At 41.1% G+C, this 15,583-nt stretch carries 18 protein-coding genes; 9 read left to right on the top strand and 9 right to left on the bottom strand.

Annotation, left to right across the window (positions count from 1 at the left end; all coding sequences use genetic code 11):
- Window positions 1-48: 48 nt before the first annotated feature.
- From VFC49_RS08950 to VFC49_RS08915, 8 genes are all read right to left on the bottom strand, one after another.
- Window positions 49-3,177, bottom strand: coding sequence for an adenosylcobalamin-dependent ribonucleoside-diphosphate reductase (locus VFC49_RS08950; RefSeq protein WP_324735268.1), 3,129 nt, complete (start codon window positions 3,175-3,177; stop codon window positions 49-51).
- 186 nt (window positions 3,178-3,363) lie between these two features.
- Window positions 3,364-3,804: a ferritin family protein gene (locus tag VFC49_RS08945; RefSeq protein ID WP_324735267.1), complete on the bottom strand. Its 441-nt coding sequence runs from the start codon at window positions 3,802-3,804 to the stop codon at window positions 3,364-3,366.
- A 6-nt stretch (window positions 3,805-3,810) separates the two neighbouring features.
- Entirely contained in the window at window positions 3,811-4,374 is a 564-nt protein-coding gene (locus VFC49_RS08940) for a ferritin family protein (RefSeq protein ID WP_324735266.1), read from the bottom strand.
- Window positions 4,375-4,418: 44 nt separating this feature from the next.
- Window positions 4,419-5,216, bottom strand: a complete 798-nt coding sequence (locus VFC49_RS08935; protein WP_324735265.1) for an HAD-IIA family hydrolase — start codon at window positions 5,214-5,216, stop codon at window positions 4,419-4,421.
- Between the two features lie 40 nt (window positions 5,217-5,256).
- Window positions 5,257-5,856 (bottom strand): TasA family protein, encoded by a 600-nt coding sequence (locus VFC49_RS08930; protein ID WP_324735264.1) that lies wholly within the window; start codon window positions 5,854-5,856, stop codon window positions 5,257-5,259.
- A 98-nt stretch (window positions 5,857-5,954) separates the two neighbouring features.
- Entirely contained in the window at window positions 5,955-6,938 is a 984-nt protein-coding gene (locus tag VFC49_RS08925) for a DUF1616 domain-containing protein (protein WP_324735263.1), read from the bottom strand.
- A 5-nt stretch (window positions 6,939-6,943) separates the two neighbouring features.
- A complete protein-coding gene (locus VFC49_RS08920) occupies window positions 6,944-7,186 on the bottom strand; it encodes a hypothetical protein (RefSeq protein WP_324735262.1) in 243 nt (80 codons plus the stop codon).
- Window positions 7,177-7,935 (bottom strand): hypothetical protein, encoded by a 759-nt coding sequence (locus VFC49_RS08915; protein WP_324735261.1) that lies wholly within the window; start codon window positions 7,933-7,935, stop codon window positions 7,177-7,179. The genes VFC49_RS08920 and VFC49_RS08915 overlap by 10 nt, the downstream gene beginning before the upstream one ends.
- 68 nt (window positions 7,936-8,003) lie before the next feature.
- Between VFC49_RS08915 and VFC49_RS08910 the strand changes: the two genes are divergently transcribed.
- Genes VFC49_RS08910 through VFC49_RS08895 form a run of 4 tightly spaced genes read left to right on the top strand, consistent with a single transcriptional unit; the run spans window position 8,004 to window position 13,063 of the window.
- Window positions 8,004-9,842, top strand: a complete 1,839-nt coding sequence (locus VFC49_RS08910) for a hypothetical protein (RefSeq protein ID WP_324735260.1) — start codon at window positions 8,004-8,006, stop codon at window positions 9,840-9,842.
- A complete protein-coding gene (locus VFC49_RS08905; protein ID WP_324735259.1) occupies window positions 9,839-10,849 on the top strand; it encodes a DUF4350 domain-containing protein in 1,011 nt (336 codons plus the stop codon). The genes VFC49_RS08910 and VFC49_RS08905 overlap by 4 nt, the downstream gene beginning before the upstream one ends.
- Window position 10,850: 1 nt before the next feature.
- Window positions 10,851-11,780, top strand: a complete 930-nt coding sequence (locus tag VFC49_RS08900) for a MoxR family ATPase (RefSeq protein ID WP_324735258.1) — start codon at window positions 10,851-10,853, stop codon at window positions 11,778-11,780.
- The gene (locus tag VFC49_RS08895) at window positions 11,777-13,063 is read left to right on the top strand and encodes a DUF58 domain-containing protein (RefSeq protein ID WP_324735257.1); all 1,287 of its coding nucleotides are present in this window, start codon (window positions 11,777-11,779) and stop codon (window positions 13,061-13,063) included. Before VFC49_RS08900 ends, VFC49_RS08895 begins: the two co-directional genes overlap by 4 nt.
- Window positions 13,064-13,163: 100 nt before the next feature.
- Here VFC49_RS08895 and VFC49_RS08890 read toward each other — a convergent pair whose 3' ends face one another.
- Window positions 13,164-13,337 (bottom strand): hypothetical protein, encoded by a 174-nt coding sequence (locus VFC49_RS08890; protein WP_324735256.1) that lies wholly within the window; start codon window positions 13,335-13,337, stop codon window positions 13,164-13,166.
- A gap of 350 nt (window positions 13,338-13,687) precedes the next feature.
- Here VFC49_RS08890 and VFC49_RS08885 point away from each other — a divergent pair, with 350 nt between their 5' ends.
- The 5 genes from VFC49_RS08885 (at window position 13,688) to VFC49_RS08865 (ending at window position 15,392) form a co-directional block, all read left to right on the top strand.
- The gene (locus VFC49_RS08885) at window positions 13,688-13,957 is read left to right on the top strand and encodes a hypothetical protein (RefSeq protein ID WP_324735255.1); all 270 of its coding nucleotides are present in this window, start codon (window positions 13,688-13,690) and stop codon (window positions 13,955-13,957) included.
- The gene (locus VFC49_RS08880) at window positions 13,942-14,430 is read left to right on the top strand and encodes a type II toxin-antitoxin system VapC family toxin (protein ID WP_324735254.1); all 489 of its coding nucleotides are present in this window, start codon (window positions 13,942-13,944) and stop codon (window positions 14,428-14,430) included. Before VFC49_RS08885 ends, VFC49_RS08880 begins: the two co-directional genes overlap by 16 nt.
- A gap of 55 nt (window positions 14,431-14,485) precedes the next feature.
- The gene (locus tag VFC49_RS08875; RefSeq protein WP_324735253.1) at window positions 14,486-14,683 is read left to right on the top strand and encodes an antitoxin family protein; all 198 of its coding nucleotides are present in this window, start codon (window positions 14,486-14,488) and stop codon (window positions 14,681-14,683) included.
- A gap of 224 nt (window positions 14,684-14,907) precedes the next feature.
- Complete coding sequence (locus tag VFC49_RS08870) at window positions 14,908-15,189, top strand: DUF4258 domain-containing protein (protein WP_324735252.1); 282 nt, start codon at window positions 14,908-14,910, stop codon at window positions 15,187-15,189.
- Window positions 15,186-15,392 (top strand): DUF2283 domain-containing protein, encoded by a 207-nt coding sequence (locus VFC49_RS08865; RefSeq protein WP_056933662.1) that lies wholly within the window; start codon window positions 15,186-15,188, stop codon window positions 15,390-15,392. The genes VFC49_RS08870 and VFC49_RS08865 overlap by 4 nt, the downstream gene beginning before the upstream one ends.
- Window positions 15,393-15,583: the final 191 nt, after the last annotated feature.

Genomic DNA, 15,583 nt, shown 5'->3' with positions numbered 1-15,583 from the left:
ACAAATTTTTGTAAAAATCATAGCAATCCCTAAAAATAAAAGTAAAAATCACGAGATGACGCACTTGCTCCAGCCACAGTTCTTACAGACTTCACAGCCACTTTCAAAGACTGTTGGAGCTCCGCATACTGGACAGACGCCGCTTTTTGCCTCAGCTGTTTTAGATTGAGCATGCTGATGGGTGACGTTGATGTTCAAGCTCAGATGGAGTGAGGGGTTGCTGACATCATTCTTTCCGTTTGTTCCGTTAAGTATTGCCTCAACATCAATGAATCTTCTGAGCCATGATTCCTTTTCAACGATCTCCTTCAAGATGCTCTTCGCGTATTCACTGGGCTTTGCTGGAACCCTCTTCTTCTTTTCACCCTCAACGCTGTAAACCTGAACGCTCAGTGAGCCATCTCTGTAAACAGTCACACCCTTACAGCCCAGCTTGTATGCCAGAAGGTAAGCTGCTTTAACATCCTCAACCGTTGCATCATTTGGCATGTTTATGGTCTTGCTCGCACTATCGGTCAACCAGAGCTGTATAGATGCCTGAGCCAAGATGTGGTCAAGCCAGTGAACATCCATTGCCGTGACAAATACACGCTGCATATCCTCCGGGATCTCCTCAAGTCCTTGAACTGAACCGTAGTTGTTGCTTATCTTTGCCAGCAGCTCATCGCTGTATATGCCTCTTTTCTTGAGTTCAGCCTCAAACACTGGATCAACGTAGTAGAATTCACCAACGGTTACACTCTTCTTATAAACTAAAGCAAATATCGGCTCAATTCCGCTTGATGTGTCTGCAATCATTGAAACGCTTCCAGTTGGTGGGCAGGTTGTGACCATTGCATTTCTAACTCCATACTTCTTGATTTCTTCAGCAAGCTCATCCCAGGGTAAATTCCAGATTTCTCTGTGATAGAATCCTTCAACTGGGAGCTTTCCTTCTGGATAGTCGCTCTTGTCGTAGAGCGGAAACGTTCCCCTTTTCTTTGCTGCTTCAACCGAGTATTTGTAGGCGTAAAATGTTAGATACTCCGTAACTTTTCTCATGAAGTCAAATCCTTCCTTGCTGTTGTAAGGAATGCCGAGCTTAAAGAGAGCATCAGCTAAGCCCATCATCCCGACGCCTATCCTTCTGGTCAGCTTAGTGTTGTAGTCAATCTCCGGGAGGGGAAATTTGTTGACATCTATAGAGTTGTCAAGGTATTTGGCAACTTTTTGAATGACATAAGCATATTCATCCCAGTCAAAGTACGGCTTTCCCTCGTCATCATATTTTACGAACTTTGCAAGGTTTATAGAGGCTAAATTACAAGATTCGTACTCGTAGAGGGGCTCTTCTCCACAGTTTCTGCTAATAATGCCATTTGCAACATATTCATGAACTTCTTTCATTGTGAGTGTATAGACGAGTTGATTTCCGACAGAAGCAACTTCCACTACTTTCTTACAACCCTCTTTGAACACTTCGATGCAATCACCAACTTTGATATTTTTGAGCTCAATGTACTTATCTCCAACTTTTACCTTGTGCTCTTTATCTCCCGTTAACTCGCGACCATCTTCAAGAACAATTTTTATGCTTGGCTTAAAGCCAACTTTCCAAACATATCCTTCTACAGGCTTACCATTTGATGCAATGACCTTAAACGGCAGGAGATAAGCATGTTCCTCAGCGCCCTCTCCAAGAGCTCCTTCGTCGAGCACTTCAAGTCTATCAATATTAGCTTCCTTTGCCAGCTCAAAGAGCTTCTCTATCTCAATTTCTCCCCTTTCAGTTAGAACTTTTGTATCTCCAACAACACATGGATTGGTCGCTCTTATCTTTTGTCCCTTAGCTTTCTCAAGAACGTTCCTCTTGTTGATTATATCAAAGAACACGACACCAGGGTCAGCCTTTGCCCATGCCATGTATGCCAATTCTTCAAAGAGTGCCTTAGGGTCAACTTCCCTAACCTTCTTCCCAGTCCTTGGGTTGATTAGCGGATATTTTCTGCCTTCTTTCAAAGCCTCCCAGAAGTCCTCCCAGATGCCAACGCTGATGTTGAAGTTGCTCAAAACGTTTGTTCCAATATTTTTCTCCTTTGCATGAATGAACTTCTCAATGTCCGGATGCCATACTTCAAGAATTCCCATGTTTGCCCCTCTTCTTACTCCCCCCTGCTTTATAACGTCGCTAACGGCATCTATGAGGTGCATGAAAGAAACAGGGCCGCTGGCTGCCCCGGTTGTTGTTCCAACTAAATCCCCCTCTGGACGGAGCTTTGAGAAATTAAGGCCCGTTCCACCACCCATTTTCTGTATCATTGCAACGTCATGAGCTGCTTTCATTATGCTCTCCATATCATCCTCTATTGGGACAACGAAGCAGGCGGAAAGCATTCCCAAGGGCCTGCCCGCGTTGATTAAGGCGGGAGTGTTTGGCATGAACACTTGGTTTGTCATCAAGCGGAAGTACTCCTCGACCTCGCTTTCATACTTATCAAAGGCACCGTTTTCAAGCATCTTAACAATCTCATCAATGCTGACTTTCATCTGACCTTTTTCTGCAAGCTCCTGATAAAGCGAAAGAAGCCTTTCGAAATGGTACTTATTTAGTTTAAATCTTCCAATGCCAAGCTTCTTGTCAAATTCATCAAGATGCTCCCTATAATAATCAATCCGCTTTAAATCTTGAACAAAGCCTCCCTCCTTAGAGAAAACCCTCTCGTCATAGAGCAGATCAGGGATTACAGCAAGAATCGCAACTCTCTCAAACAGCTCGCGGGGGCTTTCAATTATTTTCCCTTCTTCATTCTTCATAAGGTATCTGCTGGCCAAAACCCTTAGGGCGTTGATAGAAAAGCGCTTATCGATTTCATCAAGCTTGTCCTTGTTGAGTATCTTCTTCTTTTCCTCTCTGATCTCTGCCTTTTTCTTTCTGTAAAGGATATAAGCCTTAGCGACATCAAAGAGACCGTTGCGCATTAGCTCAAGCTCCACAATATCCTGAATGTTTTCAATGTGGGGTATCTTTCCATCGTATAGCTCATTTATTCTGCCAACAACATCTTTGACCACTTTATCTAAAAGCTTTTCATCCCTTACCCCAACTTCCCACATTGCCCTTTGTATAGCCCATCTTATACGTCCTTCATCAAAAGGAACAATTCTTCCATCCCTTTTCATCACTTTTTCAACTGCCATATGAACACCCCTGTCATATTATTTAGCGTTATTATGTGTATTAGTAGAAATATCAGTGCTATGGATTAGGGAATCGGGGTAAATATACCTTGCCCATGTTTGGTTCGCCAAGATGACAAATATTATGCTGGCACTCTGTCGTAAAAGGGATGGGTAGAAAAAGGGATATGTCGGATAATTTATCCATTATTTGTGAACAGCTTCGTATATTATCTTTAGCCTGTAAGCATGCTTAAGCTCTTCTTGACTCATCATCCTGAAGATCTGAGAGAGGGAACCCTTCAATATTTCGCTGAGCTTTTGATAGAGCTCATAACTATGCTTTTCTCTGATGAGGGCTTCAAGAATGAGATCCTCCAAGTCCTCTGGCTCAACCCTTTCATCGGTTAAGTAGGGCTCAAGACTTAATGCATCCAAGTGATCAATAACCGCACTGTTTTCCAGCGTTTTTTCTTTGATGAATGTTTGCACAGTATTTCTGTGCCTGAGCTCTTCACTCGCTAACCAGTTAAAATGCTCAGCCAGCTGTGGTGTTTCATGAACTGCAAAGGTTTCACCGAGCTTGTACAGGTTGTAGAGTTCATTCTCCTGCCAAGCGATCTTCTCAAGGAGCTTCTGAACTTTCATCTGTATCTACTCCTTTCCAAGCAGCTTATTTATTATCTCATGCATATCCTCTTCAGCTTTGGCACGCTTATAAAAGAGATACTGGTTAACCAGAAAATCGTAATGCTGCTTTTCATCTTTAGCAAGTGAAGTGAAGACATCGGCGTACTCTTTGCTGAGAGCTTGGGCAACAAATCGATACATTTTTTCGGCAAGTTTTTCAGAGCTTATTGCAACCTTCAAAATGCTGAGGTAGTCCTCTGCCGTTTTGATGTCCTTTCTAACATCTCGTGATGACACCTCAACCCAAGAGGGAAGTGGTACCTCGGATGGTTCAACGCCCGGAAACAGATCCTCAAATACTTTGCGAATTTTCTTCTTATGCCCTGACTCTATTTTAATGAACTGTTCAAACTTCATCTTCGCATGTGGTTCCTCTATGTGCTGTGATAGAAATTTATAAAGCTGTATGGCATCTTCCTCACCCTTTAATGCATAGCTAAGTATTTTCTCGAGAGGAAGCTTGATAAGCTTCTGTAAGATTTGATTAACCTTCTCTTCAACCTCCTTGTCAATTTCAAATCTCTCCATGATGAAATCCCTCACTCATGTATTTGGAACCCAAGGTTAAATATCTAATCATCGGCATGGACTTTTAAATATTCCAGAAGTTCTTTTATGCTGGGCAAAACCAGATCAGGCTTTATCTCACTTTTCTCAATGTCCTTCAGTGTGTTTACACCAGTTAAGACCATTATCGCTTTTGCCCCTATTCTTTTTGCAAATGCTATATCTGTATCCAATCTGTCACCAACAACCCAGATCTCATCTGCAGTGAGCTTCTCTTTGACAACTTCAAAAACAGGCTCATTGGGTTTCCCAATTACTAAGGGCTCAACATCCGTTGACGCTTTTAACGCTGCAAGAATTGAGCCGGCTCCTGGCAGAATACCTTCCTCTCCAGGATAAGTTGTATCTGGGTTCGTTCCAATGAACTTTGAACCATTCCTAATTGCTAAGGTTCCATACTTTAGTTTCTCATAAGTCAGTTTCGTGTCAAGTCCCACAACGACATAATCTATTTCTCTCCATCTTTCCTTAGCCTCTTCAACGCTCATAATCTCCCAGCTGATGTTCTTGATTTCTTCAACAAGCCCTTTTCCCCCGATTACAAAAACCTTTCCTCTCTTGAAGTGCTTCTGCAGATAGCGGGCGGTTGCATAACCTGAAGTTATTATCCGATCTTCTTCAACATCAATCCCCAGATTTAGGAGTTTTTCTCTATACATCTCTGCATTTTTTGTTGAGTTATTGGTGAGAAATACAAAAGGAACGTTTCTCGATTTTAAGTAGTCAATCACCTCTTTTGCCCCTTCAATTGGAGTGTTTCCCCTATAAATTACCCCATCCATGTCAAATATTATACCGAGCATTGCGGACACCAAAAGAGAAAAGGGGAAGTAGTTTAAAAACTCACTGCTCGGCATATATGTTCAGTGTTATTTTTGCAGTATCTGTCTGGCACTCATTTCCAGCATCATCTTTGAGCTTAAAGCCAACTGTGACTTTAACATTCTCCCTGGGTTTTAAGAGATCTTTGAGGAGAAGTATTTGCTTGCCGCTGATTTCCTTCAGCGTTTTTCCAACATAGTTATCCAGTGAGTACGTTTGATTGTTCCTTGTCACTGAGAGCTTTGCTATGATAATGTTTCTGCTTAGTTCACCAATATCCGTGGTGTTGTCAACAAGAGATTCCGCAGCAGTCAGCTTTCCATTTTCCAAGTCTTCAACGTTAAAGGAGATGACAATCCTCGAGACCTCTATATCCCCTCTGTTCTTTATGTAGAAGACAAATTCCCTGTAGTCGCCTGGCTTCAAGTTGGAGAACTCGAAAAGCTTCAGATCATTGTAAAATCTGCTTCCATCTTTGCTTATACCTATATCAAACTCTCCTGTGGACATTTCATTACCTTCCGAAATGCTCTTGTCACTGAAGACAGCATTTCCCACTTGGATTCCTGCTGCTCCTATAAGTATTCCAGCCACCAGTACTATCAGCAGAAGCTTTTTCATACAACTCCACCTCTTTGGAAATTTACAATTAATATTAGAAATATAAAATATAAAAGTCTTTCGTAATTAGCAACGATAAGTGAATTAGGAAAAAGCGATCAGCTTTTAACTTCAATGTTCAGCTTTAAGCTCAGTATTTTCCCATCAATGGCATCGAGAATTCTTTGAGTTGCATTTGTTTGAGCGTAATCTCCGTTTATTGGCTTCGGTAACGGTGGCTCCTTATCTTTAAAGAGCAAAAACCAGAGCTGCCATTTTCCGGGCTTATCAATGCTGAAGGTGTAGTTCATCTCCCACTGTGGAGTCCAGTTGCCCTCAATGTTTACCGGTTTGTGGGGCAAAGTTACGTTGAAGCGGTCGAGGAGGTACATGTTGTATATATGGGTGGTGTTTGTGTTGAAGTCATAGGTTAGGTTAACAAGCCAGACCTCAACGTAGTATGTGACGTTTCTATATTCGTGGTTGGCTATTCCCAGAATGACGGTTGCGTTCTCTCCAACAAACAGCTTCGTTGGATAATCAGCGGCTTTCCCATTTGGGCCGAGGATGTAAAATTCAGTGAACTTTTCCCCTGGCTTTGGGTGGGTTATAACATAAGCTAAAGTTGCAATTGAGGAGATTATTGCGATCACCAAAATCACTGTCAAAGCTTTGTCCAATTTGCTTGCTTTGTCCCATTCGAGCTCTTCTTTGAGCATTTCAATGTCAATCCTCGGAATCCAGGGATCAATTGCTTTTGCCCTCCTATATACTGCCAGAATCCCAAATATCAAGTTGAATATCGTTAAGCTGGCCAATATTGGAATTAACCTTATCCCCCAAGGTGTGTAGTTTAAGCCCAGGCCTATAAGGGGAACGATTGCTATGCTCAGTCCAAAGCTCAAAGCCAAGCGCTCAAGGTTGTCAAGCTCCTTCCTATTTGGAAAAAGGGCAGTTATAAAGACATAGCCAGGGAAAAAGAGGACAAATGCCAAGCCCAAGGCTTTTCTAAGCAAGCTGTCTGGGAAAAATGCTATAAGGAAATCCAAGAGCAGGGATAAAGCAATTATTGTTATAAGATCCCAGTAATCTCTCCATTCCATCGCTCTCACCCAGACAACACTTCATAAACCTTTTTCATGACAATTATTGCAAATATAATAAGGAGCAGTTCAACTAAAGGCTTCATGCTCTCCTTCTGCTCTTTGCTGAGAAAGAGCCCTCCCACTTCCAAGGTTATGAGAAGGCCTATTAACGTTAGGGTTAAGAATACATCAACCGTCCTTGTAGCCAATGCAGAAATCAAAATCCAAAAGGAGAGAAAGAGTAAAATATAATCCTCTACATCCACTCTCTAATCCCTCCGAGCTTCTTGGCTTTTATCTCGATTCCATGCTTTCCAAAGGAGAATTCTTCGCTCATGATAACTTCATTTGAGGCTTTTGCCAATCCGAGCAGAATCGAGGAGCATATCGGACATGCCACCTGATCGCAGTAATCTATGTTCATCCTGCAGATATCTTTGTTAATGGGGGATACAATTATTCTGAATCTGTTGTTTTCTTCCTCAATGTATACAGTGTTGGCAAGTCCTAAAGATCGTAAAACAGCAGAAGATGCACTTTCCACTTCCTTGTAGTTTGAGTTTTCAAGGTAATACTCCAGATGCTCCTCATATTTCCTGAGAAGGTCCAAGCCCAAAGGCCTAATTGAAAGTCCCATCTGTCTTTCACTGCTGACGTTTGTTAAAAACACGGTTTCACCATCGAGTCTTCCTAAATCTAAGTCGAACTCTTCATGAAGTGGAATAAACACCCCACCTTCCTCGAGATTTTCATAGGGGGGTATGTAAAGGGCTTTTCCCTCCAAGCCCAAATCGCTCACAATTTTCTGAAGCATTTTAACATAAGGGAGCATTAGTGAGTCCAAAGCGTCTCTCTTTACATATTCATGGGATTTAAATGTTAAGACAATTACACCCAAAAAGATGCCCGCTAATCCTAAGTTTACTTTACTCTGACTGGCATCCAAGAGACCATAACCCAGCACAGTGGCACCCAATATTATAAGAGCTATACCTGCCATCCTTTCAATTTTCATGCTTACTCCCGTGCCTTTTATTACCACTAACTTTAAAATATTTGCCATTGCTCTGTGATTGAGGGAAAATGAAAAGGGCAGTAATCCTGATGACCGTCAGCATTTTGCTCTTGAGTAGCTTTGGGTTAGCTTTGGAAAGGCATTTGCCATATGAGGACGCAGAGAAGAACGATGAGGGTATTTATATTTATTTTAAATCAATTTTGCTCCAATCTGAAAGTGTGCTGGATAACATAATAGATGAGGTCAATTCTTCTGTTGAATACTCACTAAAGCTTGAAGCTCGACTTAACATAACTAAAGAAGAGGTTGAATTTTACAAATCCATGGGTGTTAAAAGCAAGATTGAAGAATATTTACCTCCTTTTTTAGAGTTGGGGAAGGGAATAAAGGAGATCGCTGCTGGACAAAGCTTGTTTTTGGAGAATTTAAAAGTTGTTGAGAAAAACAGAGACTATTATTCCTACTTGAAGGCCGTTAAAGGCTTGGAAATGATAAAAAATGGGATTTTTAAGGTGAAAAATGCTACAGTTAAGATAGAAAGGCTCGAATTTATCACTAAAGAAGGTGAGCCAGAGAAATTGAATGTAGAACCTCTGAAAAATAGAATAAATAGGATAGGGAGGATGTACAAAACATATTATGCATTGCTAAAAAAGTATGAGGTAGTACCCCCCGATGAAATTGTTCTTTACGCATCTGACCTTAATCCCTTTATTTATGAGAACGTGACCTTCTATGGATACGCCCGCGGTTTTGATAATATTATTCTACATATCGGGAATAAAACTGTTGCAGTGCCAGTTGAGAAAGATTATTTCTCTGTAGGATATTCCTTTAAAAAGAGTGGAACATATGAGGTTTTTGCCCAGGGTATGCGAGGTGCCAATGTAAAAACCTCAAATGTCCTTATTCTAAATGTTTCAAAGATACCAACAAAGATAATTCTGCCCTCAAAACAAAGTGCATACATAGGGCAGAAAATTGAATTAAAGGGCGTGCTCTTGGATTATTACGGAGAACCACTGGGAAATCAGCGTCTTGAAATCGTTGCTGATGATAAAATATTCTCCGTAAAAACGCTGAGTAATGGAAGCTTTTCTTTTGAAGTTGGAGGGAAAAAATGGGGAGAATACAGAGTTGTTGTGAACTACAAAGGAAGTGGGGTGTATAAAGAGAGCTCGGCGATTTCAGTTTTGTACTTCATGCGGTATCCAGTAAACATTAAAATAACAGCTGAAAAGGACAAAGTGGCGAAGGGAAAAGAAGTCTATGTATTTGGCGAGGTTGTCGGGGCTAAAAAGCCTATTTTGATATCGGTTTATGTTGACGGAAGACCGTATCAAGAATGGCTAACAAATACTGTTTTTGGATTTAAAATAAGATTCAACGAAACAGGATTTCATGAGATTTATGCATACTTCGGTGGGAATGACATCTACTCCCCTGCAAAGTCCAACGTTCTGAGGATTGAGGTAGTTCCATACACAGCACTTGAGGTTTTTGCTGTGGGGATGCTTCTGCTCTTGTTTATACTCATGTACGTTTACATTCCCCGGAGAAGGAAGGCTAAGGGAGGTATAAGCGACAAAGAATTTGTTGAAATGATTAAAACTTTAGAGGCATTAGAAAAAGAGAAGAAAAAAGAAGTTAAGGGGCTTAGGGAGATTTATAGAGAGGTTTATACCAGATTGATAAGCCAATACAACCTAAAACCAAGTTTAACCCCAAGGGAACTTTTGAAGATGCTTCGCAGTGAGAGCTTCTCCTACAGCCTGGAGAGACTCACGAATCTGCATGAGAAATATGTCTACGGAAGAAAGAAGCTGAGAATACAGGAGGTTGTTGAATACATAAAGTCAGCGGGAAGAGTACTCATATCCTTTGTTGTGAGGGAGGAAATATGAGGAGAGCAATGTACGGCATCATGATGGTGATTGGAGTCTCTCTTTTAATAATGCCCCTTACGGTGCCGGTATTCAGCACAAATGCAGACTTCAGCATCTTCAACACTAAGTGGAACGGTGCATCAAGTTTTGGGAAGGTACTCTATGAAAATTCCCAGATAATCCCAATTATTTCACCATTTAATTCGATAGAGCTTGGAGAAAAGAAGGGAACACTTCTAATCCTTGGCCCCGATATGAGTTATTCTACCCTTGAAATTGAAGAGATCAAGAAGTTCTTGGAAAACGGTGGGACTTTGGTTTTAATCGATGATTTTGGAACTGGAAATCAGATACTGAAAGGTTTGGATCTAACGGCCAGATTTTCAAAAGCGAGCTTCATTGATGTGTTTTACTCCAAAAACTACAACTTCCCCGAGCTTGTGAGGATTTTCGATCCAGAACTCGGAGCAGGAGTCGATAAGCTAATTCTGAATGTCCCTTCAGTTATACTGAATGCCAAGGGGGAAATTTATACAAGCAAGGTTGCACTTCTTGGCAAAAATCAAAGGGAATACCCAATAATGAGCGAACTGAAATACGGGAATGGAAAGATAATACTATTCTCGGACCCAAGCGTTTTCATAAACGACATGTTCAAGCAGAATGAAAAGTTCATAAGAAATTTTGCAGAATACATAAGTTCCGATGTGATATACATAGACGAAGCACACCACTCCAACTTTAACCCATACCATATGGGAATGCTCGTAATAAGAAGGAGTTTTGATAGAGTTAAGGCATTTTACGTTGTACTTGGAGTTGCCGTAATTGCTTTGGTCATTGAAAGCGGTTTTGCGGTATCATTGGCTGAGAAAAGTTTGGCATTCCTATTCAACAAACTCTTTAAGGAGGAAGAAAAAAGCTTAGATGAAGTTATAAAGGAACTGAAAGAAGAAGGCTACAATGAGGAGGTTTTGAGGAAAATTGTAAGAGAGATTAAGACCGGTAAAAAGCTGGGTGGTTAAAATGAACGGAAAAGAATTCCTTGAAAAGCTCAAAGAGGAAATCCATAATGCCGTTGTCGGTAAAGATGATGTCATAGAGCTCCTATCTGTTGCTTTATTGGCTGAGGGACACGTAATACTTGAAGGAATACCCGGAGTTGCAAAGACAACAGTAGCTAAGAGCTTTGCAAACGCTTTGGGGCTGAAGTTCTCAAGGATTCAGCTGACTCCAGATTTGCTTCCGGCAGATATATTAGGGACAGTTTATTACGACCAGAGGGACGGGAAGTTCAAAATTAAGAAGGGCCCAATATTTGCCAATATAATCCTTGCGGACGAGATAAACAGGGCCCAGCCGAAGACCCAATCCGCATTATTGGAGGCAATGCAGGAAAAGCAGGTGACGATAGAGGGAAGAACGTTTCCCTTAGAGGATCCTTTCCTTGTGATAGCAACCAAGAACCCATTAGAATTTGAAGGCGTTTATAATCTTCCCGAGGCTCAAATTGACAGATTCATGCTTCACATTAAAGTCGGTTACCCAGATAAGGAAGAAGAGCTCACCCTGCTGATCAGAAAGGACAAGGGGGACTTCAGGGAGGTTAAGCAAATATTCACAAAGGGGCAGATATTGGCACTCATAAATCAGGTTAAGAAGGTTAAAACAAGTGAAGATGTCCTTCATTATCTCTATGAAATAATATCGAGGACAAGAAAAGATGAGAGATTATTAATTGGTGCATCTCCAAGGGCTGCCGAGCACTTGCTTTACGCCTCAAAAGCCCTTGCATTTCTAAGAGGAAGGGATTACGTGATACCAGATGACATAAAGGAAGTTGCCGTTAGTGTCTTGGCACACAGGCTCATCGTTAGGGCGGAGTACGAGATCGAGGGTGTAAAGAGCGAGGACATAGTTAGGGAAATCCTTGAAGAAGTTGAGGTGCCCGTATGAAGAGGGAAGATGTGCTGTGGACATTAGCCGGAATAAGCTTTCTTCACGGGTATTTAGCGGGCAATGCATTCAGTGCCATCTTTGGAGTGGGTGTTAGTTCATATATTGTTTATTCTCAGAGGAGGTTTAATCCAAAAGTTGAAGTTTCAAGGATTTTTGAGGAAAAGCTGGAAGAGGGGAAGAAAAGCAAAGTGGTTTTAAAGGTCAAAAATCTGGGGAGTGCGGTTAAGGTTAAAGTTAAAGAAGAAGCTCCCGAAGGAGTGAAAGTCGAAGCTCCTGATGAAGTTGTTCTGAAGCCTGGCGAAGAGAAGTTCATTGAGTACTTCATAACCCCGGAAAAGAAGGGAGAATATGAGGTATTAACCAAGATTTATGTCTATGATATGGGTGAGCTTTACTTTGAGGAGATAAGCCTCGGAAAGTATAAGATTGACGTTTTACCTTCTGTGGATTCCATAAGGGAAGCAGCTAAGGAAGAATACAACATCAGGCTTGGTGAAGTGTATAAGAAGAGCATTCTCTTAGGTTTGGAGAGTATGGAGCTCTACGGGCTGAGGGAGTATCTCCCGGGAGATGACCTGAGGAGGATAGACTGGAAAGCCAGCTCGCGTTTGGGAAAGCTGATAGTCAAAGAGTTTTTGAAGGAGAAGGAGAGCGATGTTTACATTGTGCTTGACGCAACAAGGGAGATGAGAAAGGGGGCAAGGCAGGCAAAGATTGACTACGCCTCGACTTTAGCACTGCATCTGGCAACTCTTCTGCTGAAAAAGAACTACAGCGTTGGAATGATAATTTACTGGGACGATGGCTTTAAGGTCATTAGACCGTCAAGGGGAAGGGATCAGCTCAACAAGATAAGGAATGCAATTAGATTCAAGCCAGAGAGGGGTTTGCTGAGCTTTAAGAGCAGCATATCATTAAAGCTGAGTGAGAGAGGGCGGAAGTTTTTGGGGAAGCTGTTTCCAAGAAAGAGGAGGGGCATTGCAGAGGCTTTGTTGAACATCAAAACTCCCTCATATTTAATACTCATAACAGATTTGATGAGCAACACCTCCCAGCTTTATAGGCTGATGCTCATGATAAGAAAGAAGCACAAGGGGATCATCTTATCCCCAAATCCAATCCTCTTTTATTCAGGTGAGCTTGATGAAGAGACTTTGAAGTTTTTGTATGGGAAGTATTTGGAGAGGGAGAAGACCGTTAGGAAGTTCAATTCAGCTATTCCAACGATAGATTTGGGGCCAAGCGATTATTTGAGGGAGATTGTTAGGGAGCTGAGATGATGTCTGCAAAGTATGATAATTCTCTGCATTATTATTGACGGTATAATATTATCAAAATCCAATGTTTGTATCGATTAAATATCCCTTTCCCATTCTTCCCTCAGCCCTTAAGCTCCTTCTCAAAGTCCACCTTTAAATCTTTATATATCCCTCTAAACTCAGAAGGATCAAAAAACTTTGCTTTAATCTTCTTCCAAAGATCTATAGGGGCTATAACAGCTTTAATCTTTCCGTTTTTTCCATATACATATTCAATATCTTCCACTCCCACCACCAGTGGTTATTGAACCCCCACGAGATTTAAAACTCTCTCCCAGCATATTGACTATTCATGTAATAGCCGCAGTTGCCCTGAACAGAGACCTCACCATCGTAACTCGGGATAAGCACTTTAGTTTTATCCAGAAAGCATATCGTAGATTAAAAATCATGAAAGAATGATTTCAATTGTCATTGTTGAGGATCTAATTAATCAAATGAAGACTACAGAGAAAAGGGAGAATGCGGCAATATGGTAGGAGATCTTCAAGTGTTATTTACATTCAACATAGCTTTTTAAGGAAATTAAATGTAACGAAAATCTTATAAGAAATTGAATGTAAACTCTCAATTAGGGTGAGTTAAATGGTAACAATAAAAAAAATGAAAGTCGTGCAGACAGAAATAGATTTGAGAACCTACAATGTCCTGAAGGCAATCGCAATACACCGGGGCGTTCCTCTCAAAGAAATCATCAGAGAAAGCTTGCGCGATTATGCCGAGGCACACAAGAAAGACCTTGTCAAAAACATTTATGACGATCCCATTTGGAAGGGCATAGGCCTCCTCCACACCGGAGACCCAGAAGCAAGTGAGAAGGACACTTGGGGCGTGGTTGAGTGGTCAAGCGAATGAAACACAACCCAGGACGTGCAGTAAAACCCGAACTCATCTACATGGACACAGGGGCATTAATTGCCTTTTTCGACAAGGGAGACAAGAATCATGAGATTGTTGTAAGCTACTTTGAATCCTCCGTTCTAGAAGGTGTGAAATTCGTAGTTGGACGGCCTGTCCTCGCAGAATTCCTCAACGGTGCTTCAAAGATAAACGGAAAGCACGTCGCAATACAGCTCAAAAACCTGATTTGCTCAAGCAAATACATATTCATCGAAAATGAGACTGAAGAAGACTGGGAAAAGGCATGGAGACTCTTCGAAAAATTCAAAGATCAAGATGGCATGGATCTAGTGGACTGCCTGAGCTTCGCAATCATGGAACGCCTCGAAATCACCAAAGCCTTCACCTTCGACAGTGACTTTGCAACTTATGGCTTTACAGTAGTTCCCAGACCTCTAAAACCAAAGAAGAAGCAAAAGAGAAAGTGACTTTTTCTTTTTAAAATCTCTCCCGGTGGAGCACTTAAATGGAAAGGTAGGAAATATGTCAAAACCCGTTGAAGCTGTCTATGAAAATGGTGTGCTAAGGCTTACAAAGCTAATAAAGCTTCCAAAAAGGGAGAAAATCCTTGTGTATATTGAAGAAAAGAGGTTCTTTGAATTAATTGATGAGCTCGAACTCGAAGCTAGAGAAGATTTAGACAAAACCCTAGAGAAAACATCAGGAGAAAAAGCATTATGAACAACGTGGTATTAGACACCAGCGTAATAGTGAAAAGCTTTATTGCTCAACACTTTAAGAGGTGATGAGAAAACTCTGCAACTTAAATCATGATGCCAATATACTAATCATTCCTACAAAACATGCTTGCATATCCACCACCTATCTTGATTTCATTATTTTCGCCACTTAGATTTCGCATAACTTAAATATCTCTTTTGGAATATAATATAAGGGGATAAGCAGTGATTGTTTTCACTGAGCATGCGAGGCTCAGATTGAGGGAGAGGAGAATTGGTGAGGAAGAAGTTGAAGCCGTCCTAAAGGAGCCTGCATGGAGGTTTTATGATTTAAAAGGTGGTCACCAGATTGCAATTGGTGCTAGGAAGAAGAAAGATCACTACCTGATTGTAGTTTATGATCAAAGTGAGGATGTTATTGAGGTTATAACCGTAATTGACGTGAGCAGAAGTTTGGATAAAATAATTAGCAGGAGAGTAGAGAGCAGGAGGTGGGTTGAGTTATGAAAGTTAGGTATGATCCAAAAACCAACATCCTTTACATCCTAATCAAAGAGGGCGAAGTTTATGACACTGAAGAAATTGACGAAGACATCTGGATAGAATACGACGAAAACGGAAATATAATGGGCATAGAAATCTGGAACGCTGGAGAAAAAATCATAATGAATGCTCTCAAAGCAATAGAAAAACAAGCAAAAGCTTATTAAAGGAGCCGAACACAATGGGTCAGCAACTAATCGAATCCCTGATGAAGATCTACGCTGAAACTAGCACCCAAGGAGAGTTTATTTCCCAAGGACCCTAATAACTGATGATGAAAAAATGAGCAGACATGCTCGTTCAATAGGTCTAAACAGCATACTAATCCGGGAAGAAAATTTCAAGAATATAAAAGAGG

Source organism: Thermococcus sp. SY098 (assembly GCF_035621495.1).
GTDB lineage: Archaea > Methanobacteriota_B > Thermococci > Thermococcales > Thermococcaceae > Thermococcus_B.
Note: the sequence above shows the minus strand (reverse complement) of the source record. Positions and strands in the feature narration are given on the sequence as shown.